General features: G+C 65.7%; 15 protein-coding genes. 11 read left to right on the forward strand and 4 right to left on the reverse strand.

All coding sequences use genetic code 11. From position 1 onward, the window contains the following. The first annotated feature begins 298 nt into the window (after positions 1-298). From H0X90_RS21930 to truB, 9 genes are all read left to right on the forward strand, one after another. Positions 299-1,201: a LysR family transcriptional regulator gene (locus H0X90_RS21930; protein ID WP_077190104.1), complete on the forward strand. Its 903-nt coding sequence runs from the start codon at positions 299-301 to the stop codon at positions 1,199-1,201. A 74-nt stretch (positions 1,202-1,275) separates the two neighbouring features. Continuing rightward, a complete protein-coding gene (locus H0X90_RS21935; protein WP_077190102.1) occupies positions 1,276-2,478 on the forward strand; it encodes a pyridoxal phosphate-dependent aminotransferase in 1,203 nt (400 codons plus the stop codon). Between the two features lie 272 nt (positions 2,479-2,750). Continuing rightward, complete coding sequence (gene scpB / locus H0X90_RS21940; protein WP_043204912.1) at positions 2,751-3,788, forward strand: SMC-Scp complex subunit ScpB; 1,038 nt, start codon at positions 2,751-2,753, stop codon at positions 3,786-3,788. Positions 3,789-3,848: 60 nt separating this feature from the next. Continuing rightward, a complete protein-coding gene (rluB, locus tag H0X90_RS21945; protein ID WP_043204911.1) occupies positions 3,849-5,600 on the forward strand; it encodes a 23S rRNA pseudouridine(2605) synthase RluB in 1,752 nt (583 codons plus the stop codon). 430 nt (positions 5,601-6,030) lie between these two features. Beyond that, positions 6,031-6,489 (forward strand): ribosome maturation factor RimP, encoded by a 459-nt coding sequence (gene rimP, locus H0X90_RS21950; RefSeq protein ID WP_006490686.1) that lies wholly within the window; start codon positions 6,031-6,033, stop codon positions 6,487-6,489. Next, positions 6,489-7,964, forward strand: coding sequence for a transcription termination factor NusA (gene nusA, locus H0X90_RS21955; RefSeq protein ID WP_006495348.1), 1,476 nt, complete (start codon positions 6,489-6,491; stop codon positions 7,962-7,964). Before rimP ends, nusA begins: the two co-directional genes overlap by 1 nt. 91 nt (positions 7,965-8,055) lie before the next feature. Beyond that, positions 8,056-10,971 (forward strand): translation initiation factor IF-2, encoded by a 2,916-nt coding sequence (infB, locus tag H0X90_RS21960; protein WP_006495347.1) that lies wholly within the window; start codon positions 8,056-8,058, stop codon positions 10,969-10,971. A gap of 115 nt (positions 10,972-11,086) precedes the next feature. Then, entirely contained in the window at positions 11,087-11,485 is a 399-nt protein-coding gene (gene rbfA / locus H0X90_RS21965) for a 30S ribosome-binding factor RbfA (RefSeq protein ID WP_006495346.1), read from the forward strand. Positions 11,486-11,498: 13 nt separating this feature from the next. After that, complete coding sequence (gene truB, locus H0X90_RS21970) at positions 11,499-12,431, forward strand: tRNA pseudouridine(55) synthase TruB (protein ID WP_006490683.1); 933 nt, start codon at positions 11,499-11,501, stop codon at positions 12,429-12,431. Positions 12,432-12,538: 107 nt separating this feature from the next. Here truB and H0X90_RS21975 read toward each other — a convergent pair whose 3' ends face one another. The 4 genes from H0X90_RS21975 to H0X90_RS21990 form a co-directional block, all read right to left on the reverse strand. Continuing rightward, a complete protein-coding gene (locus H0X90_RS21975; protein ID WP_012492561.1) occupies positions 12,539-14,098 on the reverse strand; it encodes a DHA2 family efflux MFS transporter permease subunit in 1,560 nt (519 codons plus the stop codon). Positions 14,099-14,126: 28 nt separating this feature from the next. After that, a complete protein-coding gene (locus tag H0X90_RS21980; RefSeq protein ID WP_006490688.1) occupies positions 14,127-15,341 on the reverse strand; it encodes an HlyD family secretion protein in 1,215 nt (404 codons plus the stop codon). 52 nt (positions 15,342-15,393) lie between these two features. Further along, complete coding sequence (locus tag H0X90_RS21985; RefSeq protein ID WP_034200654.1) at positions 15,394-16,890, reverse strand: efflux transporter outer membrane subunit; 1,497 nt, start codon at positions 16,888-16,890, stop codon at positions 15,394-15,396. Between the two features lie 87 nt (positions 16,891-16,977). Beyond that, positions 16,978-17,469, reverse strand: a complete 492-nt coding sequence (locus H0X90_RS21990) for a MarR family winged helix-turn-helix transcriptional regulator (RefSeq protein WP_034200653.1) — start codon at positions 17,467-17,469, stop codon at positions 16,978-16,980. A gap of 328 nt (positions 17,470-17,797) precedes the next feature. Between H0X90_RS21990 and typA the strand changes: the two genes are divergently transcribed. Beyond that, positions 17,798-19,624, forward strand: coding sequence for a translational GTPase TypA (gene typA / locus H0X90_RS21995; RefSeq protein ID WP_006490690.1), 1,827 nt, complete (start codon positions 17,798-17,800; stop codon positions 19,622-19,624). Positions 19,625-19,940: 316 nt separating this feature from the next. Then, entirely contained in the window at positions 19,941-22,805 is a 2,865-nt protein-coding gene (locus H0X90_RS22000) for a 2-oxoglutarate dehydrogenase E1 component (RefSeq protein WP_006495342.1), read from the forward strand. The last annotated feature ends 122 nt before the right edge of the window (positions 22,806-22,927 follow it).

The raw sequence follows: 22,927 nt of genomic DNA on the forward strand, positions 1-22,927 counted from the left end.
AAACCTGTGCCCTGTGCGCCAGGTAATGCACGAAGCGTGCCATGTCGGAGGTGAATCCCTCGAGAGCCGCTTGGCAGCGAGCTAACGGCTAAGTCAGCTAGGGGCGTATAAGACGCCAAAATAACCCGGCAGCAAATCGGGACAATCACCAATCTTGTGCAATTCGCCCGTGTCACGTGCGTTTGCGAACGTATTGCACCGCAGCGAAACATGTGCGGCGGGTGCCGGATTCGTTCGCCGAAGCCGGGTTCGCACATTAAAATCGCGCATCGATATCGACGATTGATGAGGTCAGGAGATGAACGTTACGCTGCGCCAGCTTCGCGTATTCATCGAAGTCGCGCGGCTCAGGAGCTTCAGTCGGGCGGGGGACGAGATCGGGCTCACGCAGTCCGCGGTCAGCCGCTGCGTGCGCGAGCTCGAGGCCGAACTCGGGCTGAAGCTGATCGATCGCACGACGCGCGACGTGCAACTGACCGACGTCGGCGCGAACCTGATCGCGAGCGTGTCGCGCCTGCTCGACGATCTCGACGACACGCTGCGCGAGATTCGCGAAATAGGGGAGCAGCGTCGCGGGCGCGTGATCGTCGCGGCAAGCCCGACGATCGCATGCAGGCTGATGCCGCGCGTGGTGGCGTCGTGCGAGCGCCAGTTTCCGTTCGTGACGCTCGGCCTGCGCGATGACGTGCAGAGCGACGTGCTGCGCAAGGTGAAGTCGAGCGAAGTCGACTTCGGCGTCGTGATCGGGCCGCTGACGGTCGCCGATCTCGTCTGCGAGCCGCTGATGACCGATTCGTTCTGCCTTGTCGCGCGCGCCGACCATCCGCTCGCGGCGCGGGCCGAGGTGCCGTGGACGGCGCTGGACGGCGAGCGCCTCGTGCTGCTCGATCATGCGTCGGGCAGCCGGCCGCTGATCGATGCGGCGCTGGCCGCGCATCGCGTGAACGCGACGGTCATGCAGGAACTCGGGCATTCGGCGACCGTCTTCGGGCTGGTCGAGGCCGGTGTCGGCGTGAGCGTGCAGCCGTGGCTGTCGCTGCCGCTGCCCGCCGGCTCGACGCTCGTCGCGCGGCCGCTCACGCCGCGCACCGAGCGTACCGTCGAGCTGGTGCGTCGTCGCGACCGGTCGTTGTCACCCGCCGCGCAGGCGATCTGGGAGCTTGTGCGGCAGATGCCGGCGAGGGCCGAGGATCTCGACTGACGCTTGCCAACGTGCGCGGTCCGGCTTGCCGGCCGGTACACTACGCGGATCGTGTTCCTCGGCGGTGGTGCTCGATGACGCAATCCGCAGGTTTTTTCCCGGCAAACGACGAGCCGGCGGCGCGTGCCGCGGTGCAGGCGCTGCGCCCGTCGCTGATCCGCGAGGTCGCAAACGCCGGCTTCGGCGTGCCGGACATGCTGCCGTTCTGGTTCGGCGAATCCGATCGCGTGACGCCGGACTTCATCCGCGACGCCGCAGCGGCCGCGCTGCGCGACGGCACGACCTTCTACACGCACAATCTCGGCACGGCGCCGCTGCGCGACGCGATCGCAGCCTATGTCGGCGCGCGTCACGGTGCGACGCCGGCGGACACGGTGGCCGTGACGAGTTCGGGTGTGAGTGCGCTGATGCTGGCTGCGCAGATGCTGGTCGGGCCGGGCGAGCGGGTCGTCGCGATCACGCCGCTGTGGCCGAATCTCGTCGAGATTCCGAAGATCCTCGGTGCGCGGGTCGACTGCGTGCCGCTCGACTATGGCGACGCGGGCTGGCAGCTCGATGTCGGCCGGTTGCTCGCGGCGCTGACGCCCGATACGCGGATGCTGCTGATCAATTCGCCGAACAACCCGACCGGCTGGACGATGTCGCGCGACGATCAGCAGGTCGTGCTCGCCCATTGTCGCCGTCACGGCATCTGGCTGGTCGCCGACGAGGTGTACGAGCGGCTTGCATTCGGCGACGGCGGCGCGCCGTCGTTCCTCGATATCGCGTCGCGCGACGAGCGCGTCGTGGTCGTCAATTCATTCTCGAAGGCGTGGGCGATGACGGGCTGGCGGCTCGGATGGCTGATTGCGCCGGCATCGGTGATGGGCGACCTGTCGAAGCTCGTCGAATACAACACGTCGTGTGCGCCGGGCTTCGTGCAGGCCGCGGCCGAGGTCGCGTTGCGCGACGGCGAGCCGTTCGTGCGGTCGTTCGTCGCGGCGCTGCGCGACGCGCGCGATCACCTGGTTGCCGCGCTGCGGACCCTGCCGGGCGTCGAGGTGCCGCCCCCGCCGGGCGCGATGTATCTGTTCCTGCGGCTGCCGGGTGCGACCGACAGCCTGGCGTTCTGCGCGACGCTGGTGCGCGAAGCGGGGCTCGGCCTTGCGCCCGGGCGCGCATTCGGCCCGGAGGGAGAAGGGTTCGTGCGCTGGTGCTACGCATGCGATCCGGCGCGGCTCGATGCGGGCGTCGAGCGGCTGCGCCGGTTCCTTGCACACGGCGCGGGCGCCCGTTGAAGCGGGGCCGGAGCGGGCGCGCCGCCCGGGCGGCGGCCTGTTCCACTCATCTTTACGCACCGGGCAATTTTGCGTAATATGGCGCTCAGTCACGCGGTTCCGTCGTTGAGCCGTGCTGTTCCGTCCGGTTTGGGCCTGGCCTGAAGTTGGTTCGCCGCCCCCGGTTCGTGCTCCCATCAATATGACCGATCAGAATCGGGCGAGCGCGTCTTCCGTTCCTTTCGTCTGTTTGTTGATCCGGTTCGTTTGACCACAGGGTCTGGCCTAGCTGCATGAATACCCAAGAGGCGAAGATCGTCCTCGAGACTGCTTTGATCTGCGCGCAGGAACCGCTGAAGCTCGGCGATTTGCGCAAGCTCTTTGCCGACGGCGTGTCGGCTGACACGGTCCGCACGTTGCTCGAAGATCTGAAACAGGATTGGTCCGGTCGCGGTGTCGAACTGGTGGCGTTGGCGACCGGATGGCGCTTTCAGAGCAAGCCGGCGATGCGTCATTATCTCGATCGCCTGCATCCCGAGAAGCCGCCGAAATATTCGCGCGCGGTGCTCGAAACGCTCGCGATCATCGCGTATCGGCAGCCCGTCACGCGCGGCGACATCGAAGAGATTCGCGGCGTCACGGTCAATACGCAGGTGGTCAAGCAACTCGAGGATCGCGGCTGGATCGAGGTGATCGGTCATCGCGACGTGCCGGGGCGTCCGGCGCTGTATGCGACGACCAAGCAGTTCCTCGACGATCTCGGCCTGAAGGCGCTCGACGACCTGCCGGCGCTCGAAGAGCCGGCCGCGAACATCGAGGCCGCGCTGCTCGCGCAGCAGGCCATGGATTTCGACGGTGACGTGCCGGTGGCCGACGATGCGGCGGGCGACGTACCGCAGGCACTGGCGAATGAAGTGCCCGCCGGCGAGTCGGCCGAGGCCCCCGGCGATGCCGCGGCCGACGTCGCGTCGACGCAGGAAATGCCGAGTCGCGATACGCTCGATGCTGATCGCGGGCAAACGGAGCAGACGGAACAGGTTGGCGCCGAAGCAGTGCCGACCGATGTGCAGCCCGAGCCGCAGCCAGCGGATTGGGGCGAGGAAGATCGCAAGCCGGCCGCCGAAGCGGCTGCCGGAGACGGAGCGGAAGCGGCCGGCGACATGCCCGGCGAGGCCGATCAGGCCGACGCCTCCCGTTCCCGTCCCGCGGACGACGAGACGCTGGACGACACGTCCGACAGTCTCGCGGATGCCGTACGAAGCGCCAGTGCGCCCATCGGCGCCGACGCGCTGCCGGACGACGAAGCAGAACCCGAACAGCGTCGCGCCTGATCGCGGCCAACTTCTTGCCGCGCCCGCGCCGGGCGCGAGACCTGACATTTTGAGGTTGTTTTGACAGATATCCACGATATTGAATCGTCCGCGCCTGCCGTGCAGGCAGCGCGTGCCGACGATGCGCCGGAGCAGGATGCTTCGGCCGCGGGTGGCGACGAGCGTCCCCGCCGCGGTCTGCGGCGCGGCCCGCGCAGCCTGATCGCGCGGCGTCGCGCGGCGGCCAAGTCGAAGGGCGCCGAAGGCGAGCAGCAGGGTGCCGAGGGCGCGGATGCGCAGCCGGCCGAGGCCGCCGATGCGCCGCCGGCGCGTGCGCCGCGCAAGGAAGGTGCGGCCAAGGGCGGTCGCAAGCCGGCCGGCAAGCGCGAAAGTGCGGCCAAGGGCGGTCAAGGCGGCCAGGGCCGTCGCGGTGCATCGAAAGCCGAAGGTGGCGCGGCGAAGGCTGTGGAAGGCGATGCGTCCCAGGACGAACTGTTCGCGTACGTGACGTCGCCCGCCTTCGACGCGGACAACTCCGCGGGCGGTAGCGGCGTGCGTGCGCCGATGCTGCGTCGCGGCCGCAACCAGCCGGCGAACAAGCGCGTGCTGTCGCCGGACGACGACGCGCCGAAGCTCCACAAGGTGCTGGCGGAAGCGGGCATGGGCTCGCGCCGCGAAATGGAAGAACTGATCGTTGCCGGCCGCGTGTCGGTGAACGGCGAGCCCGCGCACATCGGCCAGCGGATCATGCCGACCGACCAGGTGCGGATCAACGGCAAGCCGGTCAAGCGCAAGCTGCCGAACAAGCCGCCGCGCGTGCTGCTGTATCACAAGCCGACCGGCGAGATCGTCAGTCACGCGGATCCGGAAGGTCGTCCGTCGGTGTTCGACCGCCTGCCGCCGATGAAGACGGCGAAATGGCTGGCGGTGGGCCGCCTCGACTTCAATACCGAAGGCCTGCTGATGCTGACGACCTCCGGCGACCTCGCGAACCGCTTCATGCATCCGCGTTACAGCGTCGAGCGCGAGTACGCGGTGCGTGTGGTCGGCGAGCTGGCCGAAGGCATGCGGCAGAAGCTGCTGCACGGGGTCGAGCTCGAAGACGGTCCGGCGAATTTCCTGCGCATCCGCGATGGCGGCGGCGAAGGCACGAACCACTGGTATCACGTCGCGCTGGCCGAAGGCCGCAACCGTGAAGTGCGCCGGATGTTCGAAGCGGTCGGCTTGATGGTGAGCCGGCTGATCCGTACGCGTCACGGCCCGATTCCGCTGCCGCGCGGCCTGAAGCGTGGTCGTTGGGAAGAGCTCGACGATGCGCAGGTGCGCAAGCTGATGGCGACCGTCGGCCTGAAGGCGCCGTCCGAGGAGAAGGGCAAGCGCGGCGGTGCCGGTCCGACCGAGCGGCGCCAGCCCGATCCGATGCAGACGTCGATGGGTTTCATCGGCCGCGAGCCGGTGCTGACGACGCACGGGCAACTCGACCAGCCGCGTCGCGGTGGTGGCCGGCGCGGCGCGCCGGGCCTGCCGGGCCTGAGCGGCTACGGCAGCCTGCCGGTTGCACCGTCGGGCTACGGCAACCGCACGGGCGGCGGTCGTGACGGCAACCGCATGGGTGGCGGCCGCGACGGCAACCGCGCCGGCGGTGGTCGCGATGTCGACGGCAATCGCGCGTCGTATGGCGCGGGCCCCAAGCGCGATGGCGCGGGTGGCAAGCGCGGCGGCAGCAAGGGCGGTGGTAACCGCACGCCGAACGGCAATCGTGCCGATGGCGGCGGCAACGGCGGCCCGCGCGGCGGTCCGCGTCCGCAGCGCAGTCGTACGCGCAGCCGCTAAGCGCCTGTCGGTCGGCGTGCGGCGGCCCAAGGCCGCTGGCGCGTCGGCCAGGCCGGCATCCGGCCGGCTTTGTCGACGCGTTTCGGCTGATCCGTGTCGCGTGCCGCGACAACGACGATCACCGGTGCGGCACGGGAGTACCGGTCGATCGGGTAGCCCGATTTCGCATTTTTGGTCCGTAAAGGCTGTCGACGCGCTGCTTTTACCGGCTGGCTTGGCGTTTGCGCCAAAAATCGCTATAATCGCGGAGTCGCTGGGCGTACGGATTCAATGTGCGGCTCAGGTGCGACCACCAGTAAGAAGATGGGCGTTCCGCCCATTTTTTTTTGCTGAAACGGTTAGGCATCTCGGGTAGCGCTTCCTGCGCCGGCTAAGGCGCGCGCCCGCGGGTGAATCGCGAGCGGCGGGCGCGAACACCTGAGAGGACACTGTGCAACTGACGGAACTGATAGAAACCACGGTCACCGGGCTCGGCTACGAGCTGGTGGAACTCGAGCGCACCGGGCGCGGCATGCTTTGCATCTATATCGATCAGCCTGCCGGCATCTCGCTCGATGACTGCGAAAAGGTTACGCGTCAGCTCCAGCACGTCTTGACGGTCGAAAATATCGATTACGAACGGCTCGAAGTCTCGTCCCCGGGGCTCGACCGCCCGTTGAAGAAGCTGGCCGACTTCGAGCGCTTCGCCGGCAGCGAAGTTTCCGTGACCTTGAAAAAGCCGCTGGACGGGCGCAAGACGTACCGGGGCATTCTGCACGCGCCGAATGGCGAAACGATCGGTTTGGAATTTGAGGGGAAGAAGGGCGAGGCAGCCATGCTGGATTTCACGCTGGCCGATATCGACAAAGCCCGCCTGATTCCGCAAGTTGACTTTAGGAGCCGCAAATAATGAGTCGCGAAGTGTTGATGCTGGTGGATGCGCTGGCGCGCGAGAAAAACGTCGACAAGGATGTGGTGCTGGGCGCCCTCGAGGCTGCGCTCGCGTCCGCTTCCAAGAAGCTGTTCGACGAAGGCGCCGAAATCCGCGTCCATATCGATCGCGAAAGCGGCGAGCACGAAACCTTCCGTCGCTGGCTCGTCGTGCCCGACGAGGCAGGCTTGCAGGAGCCGGATCGCGAGATCCTGCTGTTCGAAGCACGTGAGCAGAAGCCCGACGTCGAAGTCGGCGAGTATGTCGAGGAACCCGTTCCGTCGATCGAGTTCGGTCGCATCGGCGCGCAGGCCGCGAAGCAGGTGATCCTGCAGAAGGTGCGCGACGCGGAGCGCGAGCAGATCCTGAACGACTACCTCGAGCGTGGCGAAAAGATCATGACGGGTACGGTGAAGCGCCTCGACAAGGGCAACTTCATCGTCGAATCGGGCCGCGTCGAGGCGCTGCTGCGCCGCGATCAGCTGATCCCGAAGGAAAACCTGCGCGTGGGCGACCGCGTGCGTGCGTACATCGCGAAGGTCGACCGCACCGCGCGCGGCCCGCAGATCGAGCTGTCGCGTACGGCGCCCGAATTCCTGATGAAGCTGTTCGAGATGGAAGTGCCGGAAATCGAACAGGGCCTGCTCGAGATCAAGGCGGCTGCCCGCGACCCGGGCGTGCGCGCGAAGATCGGCGTCATCGCATACGACAAGCGGATCGATCCGATCGGCACCTGCGTCGGCATCCGCGGTTCGCGCGTGCAGGCCGTGCGCAACGAGCTCGGTGGCGAAAACATCGACATCGTGCTATGGTCGGAGGATCCCGCCCAGTTCGTGATCGGCGCGCTCGCGCCGGCAGCCGTCCAGTCGATCGTCGTCGATGAAGAAAAGCATTCGATGGACGTCGTCGTCGACGAGAACGAACTGGCTGTCGCGATCGGCCGCAGCGGTCAGAACGTTCGCCTTGCCGGCGAACTGACCGGCTGGCAGATCAACATCATGACGCCGGACGAATCCGCCCTGAAGCAGGGCGAAGAGCGCGACCGGCTGCGTGCACTGTTCATGGCGCGCCTCGACGTCGACGAAGAAGTTGCCGACATCCTGATCGACGAAGGCTTCACGAGCCTCGAAGAGATCGCGTACGTGCCGCTCAACGAAATGCTCGAAATCGAAGCGTTCGACGAGGACACCGTGCACGAACTGCGCAACCGCGCACGCGACGCGCTGTTGACGATGGCCATCGCGAACGAAGAAAAGGTCGAGAACGCAGCGCTGGATCTCAAGAGCCTCGACGGCATCACGCCGGAGCTGCTCGCGAAGCTGGCCGAACACGCCGTGCAGACGCGCGACGATCTCGCCGAGCTGGCTGTAGATGAACTGGTCGACATGACCGGGATGGAAGAGGATGCCGCTAAGGCGTTGATCATGAAAGCACGTGAACACTGGTTCCAGTGAGAAATGACCATGGCGCACTGATTTGATGGCGGCCGTATGGCCTGACCCGATGCTAACCGCAAGGAATCGGTCCTTGCACTAAGAGGAATGAATGGCGAGTAACAACGTAGCCCAATTTGCCGCGGAACTGAAAATGCCTGCTGGTGTGCTGCTCGAACAGCTGCAGGCAGCGGGCGTCCAGAAAGCGAGTGAAGACGATGCGCTGTCCGAAGCGGACAAGGCGCGTCTGCTCGATCATTTGCGCAAGTCACACGGCGCAACCGACGGCGACAAGCGCAAGATCACGCTGACCCGCAAGCATACGTCGGAGATCAAGCAATCTGACGCGACGGGCAAGGCTCGCACCATTCAGGTCGAGGTTCGCAAGAAGCGTACGTTCGTCAAGCGCGACGACGTGAGCGAAGGTGCGGAACAGGGTCAGGCGCAGGTCGCCGAAGCGGACGACGATGCGGAACTGAAGCGTCGCGAGGAAGAAGCGCGCCGCGAGGCCGAGCTGCTCGAGAAGCAGGCGCAGGAGCTGCGCGAGCGTCAGGAACGCCTCGAACGCGAGGAAGCCGAGCGTCGCGCCCGCGAGGAAGCGGCCGAGGCCGAGCGTCGTCGCGCCGAGGAAGAAGCCGCGGCGAAGCGTGCCGCGGCGGAAGCCGCCGCAGCGCAGCAGGCGGCAGCCCAGCAGGCCGCCGCCGAGCAGGAAACCGCGCCGACGCAGTCCGCGCAGGACGAGGCACGCGCAGCCGCCGAACGTGCGGCGCAGCGCGAAGCGGCGAAGAAGGCCGAGGACGCTGCCCGCGAGGCGGCCGACAAGGCGCGCGCCGAGCAGGAAGAGATCAGCAAGCGTCGCGCGGCGGCGGAGGCCGAAGCGCGCGCGATCCGCGAAATGATGAACACGCCGCGCAAGGCCGTGGTCAAGGCAGTCGAGCCGCCGAAGCCGGCGGAACCGGCGAAGCCGGCCGAAGCGAAGGGCACGCTGCACAAGCCGGCGAAGCCGGAAGGTGCGCAGGCGCGTCCGGCCGTGAAGAAGCCGGCCGGCGCCGCGGCACCGGCCACGACGCAAGCGCCGGCAGGCGCGGGCGACCGCAACAAGAAGCCGGGCGCAGGCAAGGGCGGCTGGCAGGACGACGCGTCGAAGCGTCGCGGCATCAAGACGCGCGGCGACTCGAGCGGCGGCGTCGACCGCGGCTGGCGCGGCGGCCCGAAGGGTCGCGGCCGTCACCAGGACAGCGCATCGTCGTTCCAGGCGCCGACCGAACCGATCGTCCGTGAAGTGCACGTGCCGGAAACCGTGTCGGTTGCCGATCTCGCGCACAAGATGTCGATCAAGGCCTCCGAAGTCATCAAGGTGATGATGAAGATGGGCCAGATGGTCACGATCAACCAGGTGCTGGACCAGGAAACGGCGATGATCATCGTCGAGGAACTGGGCCACCGCGCGGTCGCCGCGAAGCTGGACGATCCGGAAGCGCTGCTCGTCGAAGGCGAAACCGGTACCGATGCGGAGCAACTGCCGCGTCCGCCGGTCGTCACGGTGATGGGTCACGTCGACCACGGCAAAACCTCGCTGCTCGACCACATCCGCCGCGCGAAGGTTGCCGCGGGCGAAGCGGGCGGCATCACGCAGCACATCGGCGCTTATCACGTCGACACGCCGCGTGGCGTCATCACGTTCCTCGATACGCCGGGTCACGAAGCGTTCACGGCAATGCGTGCACGCGGCGCGAAGGCGACCGACATCGTGGTGCTGGTGGTGGCGGCCGACGACGGCGTGATGCCGCAGACGAAGGAAGCAATCGCCCACGCGAAGGCGGGTGGCGTGCCGATCGTCGTCGCGATCAACAAGATCGACAAGCCGGAAGCGAACCCGGATCGCGTCAAGCAGGAGCTGGTCGCGGAAGGCGTCGTGCCGGAAGAATACGGTGGCGATTCGCCGTTCGTGCCGGTGTCGGCGAAGACGGGCGCAGGGATCGACGATCTGCTCGAGAACGTGCTGCTGCAGGCCGAAGTGCTGGAGCTGAAGGCACCGGTCGAAGCGCCGGCCAAGGGCATCGTGATCGAAGCAAAGCTCGACAAGGGTAAAGGCCCGGTCGCGACGATCCTGGTGCAGTCCGGTACGCTGAACCGCGGCGACATCGTGCTGGCCGGTACGGCTTACGGCCGCGTCCGTGCGATGCTCGACGAGAACGGCAAGCCGACGAAGGAAGCCGGTCCGTCGATCCCGGTCGAAATCCAGGGTCTGTCGGAAGTGCCGGGTGCGGGCGAGGAAGTGATCGTGCTGCCGGACGAGCGCAAGGCGCGCGAAATCGCGCTGTTCCGTCAAGGCAAGTTCCGCGACGTGAAGCTCGCGAAGCAGCAGGCCGCGAAGCTGGAAAGCATGCTCGAGCAGATGGGCGAAGGCGAAGTGCAGAACCTGCCGCTCATCATCAAGGCAGACGTGCAGGGTTCGCAGGAAGCGCTCGTGCAGTCGCTGCTCAAGCTGTCGACCGACGAAGTGCGCGTGCAGATCGTGCACAGCGCGGTCGGTGGCATCAGCGAAAACGACGTCAACCTCGCGACGGCATCGAAGGCGGTCATCATCGGCTTCAACACGCGTGCGGATGCTCAGGCACGCAAGCTGGCCGAAGCGAACGGCATCGATATCCGCTACTACAACATCATCTACGACGCAGTGGATGAGGTGAAGGCGGCGATGTCGGGCATGCTGGCGCCGGAGAAGCGCGAAGTCATCACCGGCATGGTCGAGGTGCGCCAGGTCTTCAAGGTACCGAAGGTCGGCACGGTCGCAGGCTGTATGGTCACGGACGGTATCGTCAAGCGCTCGTCGTCGGTGCGCGTGCTGCGCAACAACGTCGTGATCTTCACGGGCGAACTCGAATCGCTGAAGCGTTTCAAGGACGACGTGAAGGAAGTGAAGCAAGGCTTCGAGTGCGGTATGTCGGTGAAGAACTTCAACGACATCATCGAAGGCGACCAGTTCGAAGTCTTCGAAGTGACCGAAGTCGCGCGGACGCTGTAATCGTCGCGTAATCGGCTCATGGGCGGGGCAGGCTTGGGCCTGTCCCGCCCATTTTCATGGTGGCGTGCCGAACATGGCCGCCGCTTCATCCTGATAAACGGATCACGGATCGATCATGTCCAGGAAACGTACTTCCCCCAATCGCAACGTTCAGATCGCCGACCAGATTCAGCGCGATCTGTCCGAACTCATCATGCGCGAGGTCAAGGATCCGCGCATCGGCATCGTAACCATCCAGAGCGTGGAACTCACGCCGGACTATGCGCACGCGAAGGTCTACTTCACGGCGCTCACCGGCGATCCGGACAAGACGCAGGAGGCGCTGAACCATGCGTCGGGCCACCTGCACAACCTGCTGTTCAAGCGCCTGCACATTCATACGGTGCCGACGCTGCATTTCCACTACGACCAGACGATCGAGAAGGCTGTCGAGATGTCGCGCCTGATCAAGGAAGCAAATTCGACGCGCGCGAAGGACGACGACGAGGCCGACGCGCCTGCCAAGGACGATTGAGCTCGACCGGCCTATGACGAATGCAGCACCCCAACGTCCGCGCGTGCCCCGGCGCGTGCTGGACGGCGTTCTCCTGCTCGACAAGCCGGTCGGCCTGTCGAGCAACGATGCGTTGATTCGCGCAAAGCGCCTGCTTCTCGCGAAGAAAGCCGGTCACACCGGCACGCTCGATCCGCTGGCTTCGGGCCTGCTGCCGCTGTGCTTCGGCGAGGCGACGAAGTTCTCGCAGGACTTGCTCGACGCCGACAAGACGTATGAAGCGACGATGCGCCTCGGCCAGCGCACGGCGACCGGCGATGCGGAAGGCGACGTGATCGACACGCGGCCGGTCGAATGCGATCGTGCGGCGGTGGAAGCCGCGCTCGTGCGCTTCACCGGCGACATCGTGCAGGTGCCGCCGATGTATTCGGCGCTCAAGCGCGACGGCAAGCCGCTGTATGAATATGCGCGTGCGGGCCAGACCGTCGAGCGGGAGGGCCGCAACGTGACGATTCACGCGCTCGAACTGCTCGCCTGCGAACTGCCCGACGTGACGTTTCGCGTGACCTGCAGCAAGGGCACGTATGTGCGCACGCTGGCGGAGGATATCGGCGAGGCGCTGGGTTGCGGCGCGCATCTGACGATGCTGCGTCGCACGGGCGTCGGCGCGCTGACGCTCGAGCATGCGGTGACGCTCGATGCGCTGTCGGACGCTGCCGAAGCGGCGCGCGATGCATGGCTGCAGCCGGTCGATGCGTTGCTGTCGACGTTCCCGGCCATTCGGCTCGACGACGCGTCCGCGAAGCGGTTCCTGCATGGTCAGCGCCTGCCGCTGTCGGCGCTGGAGCCGATCGACGCGGCCGATGGCGAGCGCGTGCGCGTGTACGACGCAACACGGTTGCTCGGCGTGGCGCGCAAGGCGAATGGCGTGCTCGCCCCGGAACGGCTGGTCGTGACGGCGCAATGATGTAGTCGTGCACGCAAGTGCATGCAGCGGCATGAAAAAGCCCGGTCGATTTCGACCGGGCTTTTTGTTTGGCGTGACCGCGCAGGGATGCGGCGTGCCGGTAGCGCTCAGTGTGCCGCCGACGCCGCCGCACCGGCATCGCCACCGCCCGCGCGTTCGGGCTTGGTGATCCAGATCAGTGCGATCAGCAGCACGAAGATGACCGCCGAGATGTAGAACAGGTCGTTCACGCCGAGCTGCGCGGCCTGTTGCGTGGCCATGTTGTTGATCAGTCCGTGTGCCTGGTTCTGCGACAGCCCGAGATTGCCCATCTGCGTGACGGCCTGGTTGAACGTCGGGTTGTACGGGTTCGCCTGCTCGACCAGTTGCGCGTGATGGAAGTTGTTGCGGTGGTCCCATGCGGTCTGGAAGATCGACGTGCCGATGCCGCCGCACATGATCCGCACGAAGTTCGACAGGCCGGACGCCGCGGGAATGCGGTGGCCGGGCAGGCCGGACAACGTGATCGACACGAGCGGGATGAAGAAGCCGGCCATCGCGATGCCCTGCACGAGCGTCGGCAGCGTCAGCGACCATTCGTCGACGCCCGTCGTATATCGCGAACGCATCCAGAAGCACAGCGCAAACGTCAGGAACGACGCCGTCGAGATGAAGCGCGGATCGGTGCGTGGCAGATACTTCCCGGTGAGGGGCGACAACAGGATGGCGAACAACCCGACCGGCGCCATCACGAGGCCGGCGTCGGTCGCGGTGTAGCCGATTTGCGTCTGCAGCCACAGCGGTAACAGCACGAGATTGCCGAAGTACAGGCCGTACCCGATCGACAGCGCGACCGTGCCGCCGGTGAAGTTCCGGATGCGGAACAGCGACAGGTCGACGACCGGGTGCTCGGCGGTCAGCTCCCAGATCACGAAGAACGCGAACGCGATGACAGCGGTCAGCGCGAGCACGACGATGGTCGTCGACGCGAACCAGTCGAGATCCTTGCCCTTGTCGAGCATGATCTGCAGCGAGCCGACCCAGACGACCAGCAGCGCGAGGCCCACGCCGTCGATCGGCGCGCGGCGCACGGCCGACTCCCGATTACGGTAGATCGCCCACGTCGCGGCGGCGGCAGCGATGCCGACTGGGATGTTGACGTAGAAGATCCACGGCCACGAATAGTTGTCGGAGATCCAGCCACCGAGAATCGGACCCGCGACGGGCGCGATCAGCGTCGTCATCGCCCATAGCGCGAGCGCCATCGGCGCCTTCGCGCGCGGATAGCTCGACAGCAGGAGCGCTTGCGACAGCGGAATCATCGGGCCGGCGACCGCGCCCTGGAGCACGCGCGAGCCGAGCAGGAACGGCAGGTTCGGCGACAGCCCGCACATCCACGACGAGATCACGAACAGGATGATCGACGCGAGGAACAGGCGAACCTGCCCGAAACGGTCGGTCAGCCAGCCGGTCAGCGGCACCGAGATTGCGTTCGCGACCGCGAACGACGTGATGACCCACGTGCCCTGGTCGGACGACACGCCGAGGTCGCCCGAGATGGTCGGGATCGCGACGTTCGCGATGGACGTGTCGAGCACGTTCATGAACACCGCGAGCGACACCGCGATCGTGCCGAGCACGAGTTGCCCGCCCTGCAAGGGCGGGTGGGAGACAGGAGCCTGTGCCATGTCGGTTGTCTTTCCGGAGTCGGAACGGTTACATCATTTTCGCGGCGCTGTTCTGCTTCGCCGCGACCGGCGCCGACGCGTTGCCGCCTGCGTTCTCGGCGATGATGCGCGCGATTTCGGCGTCGGCTTCGTCGCCGTATTTCGCGAACACGTTGGTCTCGTAGACGGTGTTCGGCGCGTTGACGAGCTGGTCGCCGCGTTCGTCCTTGATGTCCACGTCGACCTGCATCGACAGGCCGATGCGCAGCGGATGCTTGTCGAGATCCTTCGGATCGAGTTCGATCCGCACCGGCAGGCGCTGCACGACCTTGATCCAGTTGCCGGTCGCGTTTTGCGCCGGCAGCAGCGAGAACGCCGAGCCCGTGCCGGCCGAGAAACCGACGACCTTGCCGTGGTACGTGACCGACGAACCGTAGATGTCGGCCGTCATTTCGACCGGCTGGCCGATGCGCATGTGCTTCAGCTGGACTTCCTTGAAGTTCGCGTCGACCCACACGGCATTCAGCGGCACCACCGACATCAGCGGGTTGCCGGGCGACACGCGCTGGCCGACCTGCACCGAGCGCTTCGCGACGTAGCCGGTGACCGGCGCCGGCAGCACGTTACGTGCGTTCGCGAGGTATGCGTCGCGCACCTTCGCGGCGGCGGCCATCACGTTCGGATGCGATGCGATCGTCGTGTTCGCGGTCAATGCGCGATTCGATGCGAGCTGCTGCTGCGCGGCGTCGACCGATGCCTGCGCGGCCTTCACCGCGTCGCGGGCGTGCGAGATTTCTTCCTGCGACACGGCGCCCGTTTGCGCGACGGCCAGGCGGCGACGCAGGTCGTCCTGGGCCTTCGACAGGTCGGACTGGCGCAGCGCGACTTGCGCGCGGTACTGGTCGTCGTTGACGAACAGGCCGCGCACCTGGCGTACCGTCTGCGCGAGGTTGGCTTCCGCCTGCTGCAGCGCGACCTGCGAATCGGCCGGGTCGAGCACGACCAGCGGGTCGCCGGCCTTGACCGTCTGCGTGTCGTCCGCCTTCACGGCGATCACGGTGCCGGTGACCTGCGGCGTGATCTGCACGACGTTGCCGTTCACGTAGGCATCGTCGGTGTCTTCATGGAAGCGCGCGACGAGGAAGTAGTACAGGCCGTATGCGATGGCCGCGATCACGATGACCGCGACGAGCAGCGTCATCATTCGTTTGCGCTTGCCGTTGTTCTGCGGCTGCGCGCTGGCGGCGTTTTGTTGGTCGCTCATGGCGATTTTCTCCGTCCGTTATTTCGAGTGTCTGCGTAGTAGTGGCGCCGGCTCAGTTGGCGGCCTGTTTGGTCGGCGTGGCGGCATCGGGCGCGGCGAGCGGCGTGCCGGTCGCGTCGAACCCGCCGCCGAGCGCCTTGATCAGGGCGAGCTGCATGTCGCGGCGACGCATCTTCAGGTTGGTCACCGTCTGTTCCGCTGCGAGGCGGTTGCTGTCCGCCGTCAGCACCTGCAGTTGCGGCGACAGGCCGGCCTTGTAGCGGATGACCGCGAGATCGTATGCGCGCGTCGACGCGTCGAGCGCGCGCTGCGCGTCGCCCATCTGGCGATCGATCGCACGGATCGACGCGACCTGCGTCGCGACGTCGTTCAGCGCGCTGATCAGCGTCTGGTTGTAGTTCGCGACCGACAGGTCGAAGTCCGCGTAGCGGCCCTTGAGCTGCGCACGCAGCGCGCCGGCATCGAAGATCGGCAGGTGGATCGCCGGGCCGAACTGCGCCTGGCGGCTCGCGAAGTTCAGGAATTTGCCCCAGCCGAACGCATCGAAGCCGAAGCCGGCCGCGAGGTTCACGTCGGGGTAGAACTCGGCCTTCGCTTCCTTCACGTCGTGCATCGCGGCTTCGACCTGCCAGCGCGCGGCGACGATGTCGGGGCGGCGCGATACGAGGTCGGCCGGCAGGTTGCCGGGCAGCGTGACGTTGCCGCTCGGGTTCATCACGGGCGCCGCGATCTGCAGCCCGCGATCCGGACCCTTGCCGAGCAGCGCGGCAAGCTGGTAGCGCACCGTCGTGATCTGGCCGTCGAGGTCCGACAGCGAAGCCTGGGTCGTCGCGATGTTGCCGCGCGCCGTCTGGCGTTCGACGTTGGTGTCGAGGCCGGCCGATACGCGGCCGTCGGTGATCTTGCCGACCGTCTCGCGGTTGGTGATCTCGCGTTGCGCGATGTCGCGCAGTGCGTAGAGCTGCGCGAGCGAGTTGTAGGTGCGCGCGACCGACGACGCGAGTGTGATGCGCGCCTGTTGCATGTCGGCTTCGGCCGCTTTTTCCTGCGATACAGCCGTGTGCAGGCGTTCGCGGTTCTTGCCCCACAGATCGAGTTCCCACGACGCGCTCGCGAGCGCGTTGTTCTCGCTGTACCACTGGCCGCCGTACGGGGGCGGGAACAGCCCGTTCGCTGAATACAGCTCGCGTGTCCACGAATAGCTGGCTTCGGCCTTCGGCATCAGGTTCGAGCGCGACGATTCGATGTACGACGAGGCCTTCGCGATGCGCGCCTGCGCCTGCGCGATCGACGGGTTGCCCTGCAGTGCTTCGTCGATCAGCTTCGGCAGTTGCGGATCGCCGAACTGGCTGGCCCAGTCGAGCGCCGGCCACTGGCCGCCCTGGGCCGGCAGGCTCTGGGTGGATTCGAATTGCGACGCGGGGGCGATCTGCTTGTCGCTCTTGATGCCGATGTAATTCGCGCAGCCCGCCAGCGCCAGCGCGGCGACCGCGGCGGCGACGGCGGCGCGGCACGACCCGGCGCGCACGGACAACGGGGAGGTTTTCATCGCGCTAACCCCTGACTCGGAATGAATGATGGACACTGCAAGGATTTCCTTACATTAATCTGTCAAAAGTAATTGTTATGGCAACTATTACGTGATGCTACCGCCGGCCGTCTCGCAATAGTTGCTGAGAATGCGGCGCAGCATGCTCTTCAGGAACCCGACTTCTTCCGGCGTAAACCCGTCCAGCACCTGGTCGAGCACGCTGCGGAAAATCGGCGGCAGCCGTTCGGCGAGCGCACGGCCTTCGTCGGTGAGCTCGAGCCGCACGACGCGCCTGTCCTCGACGCTGCGCACGCGCGACAGCAGGCCGCGTTTCTCGACCCGGTCGAGCAGGCGCGTGACCGCGCTTGCGTCGATCCCGTATTCGCGCGCGAGTTCGGCGGCCGTCGAGCACTTGCCGACCGCGATCATGAACAACATGCTCGCCTGCGTGCCCGTGATGCCGAGCTCTTCCTGCGTGCGTTGCGTGACGAGGTTGGTCATCACGGACTTCACGCGCGACATCAGATAACCGACGCTGTCGTTCATCTGATAAGAAGACAGCGACGAAACGGGCGGTGGGGTAGGAGAATCCGACATAAAACCCTGAAGCTGCAATAGTTGACTAGGCAGCAGTATAGGCACAATTGCTTGCCGCGGCAAATGTTAATCGAACGGCAAAACGCGCGCTTTGTCCGGCGAGAGTCCCTTGTCGGGATAAGGTTTTTTCGGTCGTTCGATGGCGGCGCGCCGGGCGGTCGACCGGTTCGGGAAGGGCAGCGGTGGCGCCCGTTTTGTTGCGTTGCACCGTGCGGGTCAGCTGTCGACACGCGCACGTGCTATAATTTGTGGCTTTCCAAGCTGCAACAGCGCGCGCCCGTGAAAACGAGCGCGCGCGTTTGCGCGTTCAAACGATTTCCAGGTTTCTATGACCCGCGCCCTTCGCAATATCGCCATCATCGCTCACGTCGACCACGGCAAGACGACGCTCGTCGACCAACTGCTTCGCCAGTCCGGCACCTTCCGCGACAACCAGCAAGTCGCCGAGCGTGTGATGGACTCGAACGACATCGAAAAGGAACGCGGGATCACGATTCTCGCGAAGAACTGCGCGGTCGAATACGAAGGCACGCACGTCAACATCGTCGACACCCCGGGGCACGCGGACTTCGGCGGCGAAGTCGAGCGCGTGCTGTCGATGGTCGACTCGGTGCTGCTGCTCGTCGACGCGGTCGAGGGCCCGATGCCGCAGACGCGCTTCGTCACGAAGAAGGCGCTCGCGCTCGGCCTGAAGCCGATCGTCGTCGTCAACAAGATCGACCGCCCGGGCGCGCGGATCGACTGGGTGATCAACCAGACCTTCGACCTGTTCGACAAGCTCGGCGCGACCGAGGAGCAGCTCGACTTTCCGATCGTCTACGCGTCGGGCCTGAACGGCTACGCGTCGCTCGACCCGGCGGCCCGCGAAGGCGACATGCGTCCGCTGTTCGAGGCGATCCTCGAGCACGTGCCGGTTCGCCCGGCCGATCCGGAAGCGCCGTTGCAGCTCCAGATCACGTCGCTCGACTATTCGACGTACGTCGGCCGGATCGGCGTCGGCCGCATCACGCGCGGTCGCATCAAGCCGGGCCAGCCGGTCGTGATGCGCTTCGGCCCGGAAGGCGACGTGCTGAACCGCAAGATCAACCAGGTGCTGTCTTTCAAGGGCCTGGAGCGCGTGCAGGTCGAGTCGGCCGAAGCGGGCGACATCGTGCTGATCAACGGTATTGAAGACGTCGGCATCGGCGCGACGATCTGCGCGGTCGACACGCCGGAAGCGCTGCCGATGATCACCGTCGACGAACCGACGCTGACGATGAACTTCCTCGTCAACTCGTCGCCGCTCGCCGGCCGCGAAGGCAAGTTCGTGACGAGCCGCCAGATCCGCGACCGCCTGATGAAGGAGCTGAACCACAACGTCGCGCTGCGCGTGAAGGATACCGGCGACGAAACGGTGTTCGAAGTGTCGGGTCGCGGCGAGCTGCACCTGACGATTCTCGTCGAGAACATGCGCCGCGAAGGCTACGAGCTGGCCGTGTCGCGTCCGCGCGTCGTGATGCAGGAAATCGACGGCGTGCGTCACGAGCCGTACGAGCTGCTGACGGTCGACGTCGAGGACGAACACCAGGGCGGCGTGATGGAAGAGCTCGGCCGCCGCAAGGGCGAAATGCTCGACATGGCGTCGGACGGCCGCGGCCGCACGCGTCTGGAATACAAGATCTCTGCGCGTGGCCTGATCGGCTTCCAGAGCGAATTCCTGACGCTCACGCGCGGCACGGGCCTGATGAGCCACATCTTCGACTCGTATGCGCCGGTCAAGGACGGTTCGGTCTTCGAACGTCGCAACGGCGTGCTGATCTCGCAGGACGACGGCGCGGCGGTTGCCTACGCGCTGTGGAAGCTGCAGGATCGCGGCCGCATGTTCGTGAAGCCGGGCGACGCGCTGTATGAGGGCATGATCATCGGCATCCACAGCCGCGACAACGACCTCGTCGTGAACCCGATCAAGGGCAAGCAGCTGACCAACGTGCGTGCGTCGGGTACCGACGAAGCCGTGCGCCTCGTGCCGCCGGTCCAGATGTCGCTGGAATACGCGGTCGAATTCATCGACGACGACGAGCTCGTCGAAGTGACGCCGCAGTCGATCCGCCTGCGCAAGCGCTTCCTGAAGGAACACGAACGTCGCCGCGCGAGCCGCGAAGGCGCGGTCGACTGAGCATCGGCCGTTCCCGACACGACGAAAAAGGCTGCCTTCGGGCAGCCTTTTTTGCATCCGCGCGTCGGGCAACCGGATTGCCTGCAAAACACTGTTCCCGCAGGTCGCGGCAATCCGGCAAAACCCCGCCGCGCGGTGCTTTCAGGCACATTTCGCCGTGAACTCCGGTATCGGTTCTGTGATATGCTGCGCGCACGCAAGTTTTAGGTCCTTCCAAGCAAGACTTGATTCGCAATCCGCTAAACGGTCAGGCCGTGTCGCGGAAGGTTGAGTAACCCGCTATTTCTCGAGAAGCTCGAAGAAAGGTGAGCGTAAAATGTCAGATGTAATGAAGCAGTTTCAGCTGAACTCCTATCTGTTCGGCGGCAATGCTTCGTACGTTGAAGAACTGTACGATGCATACCTCAACAATCCGGCGTCGGTGCCGGAGAACTGGCGAGAGTATTTCGACGCGCTGCAGAACGTGCCTGCAACGGACGGCTCGAACGCCAATGACGTTGCGCATTTCCCGATCGTCGAATCGTTCGCCGAGCGTGCTAAGGCCAATGCCTTCATCCCGCGCGAAAGCACCAGCAATCTCGCGACCGCACGCAAGCAGGTGCACGTCCAGTCGCTGATCAGCGCCTACCGCTTCCTCGGCTCGCAATGGGCCAATCTCGATCCGCTGAAGCGCCGCGAACGCCCGGCCATTCCCGAGCTCGAACCCGCGTTCTACGACTTCTCCGAAGGCGACCTCGACCAGACCTACAGCGCAAGCAACCTGTACTTCGGCTTCGACCAGGCTTCGCTGCGCGACATCGTCAAGGGTCTGCGCGACACGTACTGCGGCACGATCGGCGCCGAGTACATGTACATCAGTGATCCGGAACAGAAGCGCTGGTGGCAGGAGCGCCTGGAGTCGACCCGCGCGACGCCGTCGTTCTCGATCGACAAGAAGAAGCACATCCTGAATCGCCTGACGGCCGCCGAAGGCCTCGAGCGCTACCTGCACACCAAGTACGTCGGCCAGAAGCGCTTCTCGCTCGAAGGCGGCGAGAGCTTCATCGCGGCGATGGACGAAGTCGTCCAGCACGCGGGCAAGAGCGGCGTGCAGGAAATCATCATCGGCATGGCTCACCGCGGCCGTCTGAACGTGCTGGTCAACACGCTGGGTAAGATGCCGGCCGACCTGTTCGCCGAATTCGAAGGCAAGCACGTCGACGACCTGCCGGCCGGTGACGTCAAGTACCACAAGGGCTTCTCGTCGGACGTGTCGACGGAAGGCGGCCCGGTCCACCTGTCGCTCGCGTTCAACCCGTCGCACCTCGAAATCGTGAACCCGGTGGTCGAAGGTTCCGCGAAGGCGCGGATGGACCGTCGCGGCGACGAAGACGGCCTGCAAGTGCTGCCGGTGCAGATCCACGGTGACGCGGCCTTCGCTGGCCAGGGCGTCGTGATGGAAACGCTGAACCTCGCGCAGACGCGCGGTTACGGCACGCACGGCACGCTGCACATCGTCATCAACAACCAGATCGGCTTCACGACGTCCGACCCGCGCGATGCGCGTTCGACGCTGTACTGTACCGACGTCGTCAAGATGATCGAAGCGCCGGTGCTGCACGTGAACGGCGACGATCCGGAAGCCGTCGTGCTCGCGATCCAGATCGCGATCGACTACCGGATGCAGTTCCACAAGGATGTCGTGATCGACATCGTCTGCTTCCGCAAGCTGGGTCACAACGAGCAGGACACGCCGGCGGTCACGCAGCCGCTGATGTACAAGAAGATCGCGCAGCACCCGGGCACCCGTGCGCTGTACGCCGAGAAGCTCGTGCAGCAGGGCGTGATCACCGCCGAAGACGCCGACAACTACGTGAAGGCGTACCGCAAGGCGATGGACGACGGCCACCACACCGTCGATCCGGTCCTGTCGAACTACAAGAGCAAGTACGCGGTCGACTGGGTTCCGTTCCTGAACCGCAAGTGGACGGACGCAGCCGACACGGCCGTGCCGCTCGCCGAACTGAAGCGCCTGGGCGAACGCATCACGACCGTCCCGGAAAACTTCAAGGTCCACCCGCTCGTCGAGCGCGTGATCAACGACCGCCGCAACATGGCGCGCGGCGACCAGCCGCTCGACTGGGGCATGGGCGAACACCTCGCATTCGCGTCGCTCGTCGCATCGGGCTACTCGGTGCGCCTGACGGGCCAGGACTCGGGCCGCGGCACGTTCACGCACCGTCACGCGGTGCTGCACGACCAGAACCGCGAGCGCTGGAACGACGGCACGTACGTGCCGCTGCAGAACATCGCCGAAGGTCAGGCGAAGTTCACGGTGATCGACTCGGTGCTGTCGGAAGAAGCGGTGCTGGGCTTCGAGTACGGTTACTCGACCGCCGAGCCGAACACGCTCGTGCTGTGGGAAGCGCAGTTCGGCGACTTCGTCAACGGCGCGCAGGTCGTGATCGACCAGTTCATCTCGTCGGGCGAAGTGAAGTGGGGCCGCGTGTCGGGTCTCACGATGCTGCTGCCGCACGGCTACGAAGGCCAGGGTCCGGAACACTCGTCGACGCGTATCGAGCGTTTCCTGCAACTGTGCGCTGACCACAACATGCAGGTCGTTCAGCCGACGACGCCGGCGCAGATCTTCCACCTGCTGCGTCGCCAGATGATCCGCCTGTTCCGCAAGCCGCTGATCGTCGCCACGCCGAAGTCGCTGCTGCGTCACAAGGAAGCCGTGTCGGACCTGTCCGAACTGGCGAAGGGGTCGTTCCAGCCGGTGCTGGGCGAAACCGACGGCGGCATCGACGCGAAGAAGGTCAAGCGCGTGCTGGTATGCTCGGGCCGCGTGTATTACGACCTCGTTGCACATCGCCGCGAAGCGAAGGCGAACGACGTCGCGATCATCCGGATCGAGCAGCTGTATCCGTTCGCGCACAAGCAGTTCGAAGCCGAAATGAAGAAGTACGAGAACGCGACTGAAGTGGTCTGGGTGCAGGACGAGCCGCAGAACCAGGGCCCCTGGTTCTACGTCGAGCACCATCTGAAGGAAGGCATGAAGGAAGGGCAGAAGCTGGCATACAGCGGCCGTCCGGCTTCGGCCTCGCCGGCGGTTGGCTACTACGCGAAGCACTACGAGCAGCAGAAGGCCCTGATCGAAGGGGCATTCGGCCGCCTGAAGAGCGCATCGATCGCGAAATAACCGACGTCAAGCGAAACGGGAAGGCGCGCGGCGCTTTCCCGTCCCTTTTGGCCCGCCGGGCGCGTAGCGCGCCGCTCCGGCCGAAGGAATCGCACGAACCTCGTCACACCCCAGATTAAGCA

This window comes from Burkholderia sp. 9775_39 (assembly GCF_015712225.1).
Lineage (GTDB): Bacteria > Pseudomonadota > Gammaproteobacteria > Burkholderiales > Burkholderiaceae > Burkholderia > Burkholderia cenocepacia.

What these genes read in the sequence shown, in the direction of transcription:
- H0X90_RS21985 (WP_034200654.1), bottom strand. Translation starts at nt 16,890, where the DNA reads ATGAAAACCTCCCCGTTGTCCGTGCGCGCCGGGTCGTGCCGCGCCGCC.
- H0X90_RS21975 (WP_012492561.1), bottom strand. Translation starts at nt 14,098, where the DNA reads ATGGCACAGGCTCCTGTCTCCCACCCGCCCTTGCAGGGCGGGCAACTC.
- scpB (WP_043204912.1), top strand. Translation starts at nt 2,751, where the DNA reads ATGAATACCCAAGAGGCGAAGATCGTCCTCGAGACTGCTTTGATCTGC.
- H0X90_RS21930 (WP_077190104.1), top strand. Translation starts at nt 299, where the DNA reads ATGAACGTTACGCTGCGCCAGCTTCGCGTATTCATCGAAGTCGCGCGG.
- infB (WP_006495347.1), top strand. Translation starts at nt 8,056, where the DNA reads ATGGCGAGTAACAACGTAGCCCAATTTGCCGCGGAACTGAAAATGCCT.
- rbfA (WP_006495346.1), top strand. Translation starts at nt 11,087, where the DNA reads ATGTCCAGGAAACGTACTTCCCCCAATCGCAACGTTCAGATCGCCGAC.
- nusA (WP_006495348.1), top strand. Translation starts at nt 6,489, where the DNA reads ATGAGTCGCGAAGTGTTGATGCTGGTGGATGCGCTGGCGCGCGAGAAA.
- H0X90_RS21980 (WP_006490688.1), bottom strand. Translation starts at nt 15,341, where the DNA reads ATGAGCGACCAACAAAACGCCGCCAGCGCGCAGCCGCAGAACAACGGC.
- truB (WP_006490683.1), top strand. Translation starts at nt 11,499, where the DNA reads ATGACGAATGCAGCACCCCAACGTCCGCGCGTGCCCCGGCGCGTGCTG.
- H0X90_RS21990 (WP_034200653.1), bottom strand. Translation starts at nt 17,469, where the DNA reads ATGTCGGATTCTCCTACCCCACCGCCCGTTTCGTCGCTGTCTTCTTAT.
- typA (WP_006490690.1), top strand. Translation starts at nt 17,798, where the DNA reads ATGACCCGCGCCCTTCGCAATATCGCCATCATCGCTCACGTCGACCAC.
- H0X90_RS21935 (WP_077190102.1), top strand. Translation starts at nt 1,276, where the DNA reads ATGACGCAATCCGCAGGTTTTTTCCCGGCAAACGACGAGCCGGCGGCG.
- H0X90_RS22000 (WP_006495342.1), top strand. Translation starts at nt 19,941, where the DNA reads ATGTCAGATGTAATGAAGCAGTTTCAGCTGAACTCCTATCTGTTCGGC.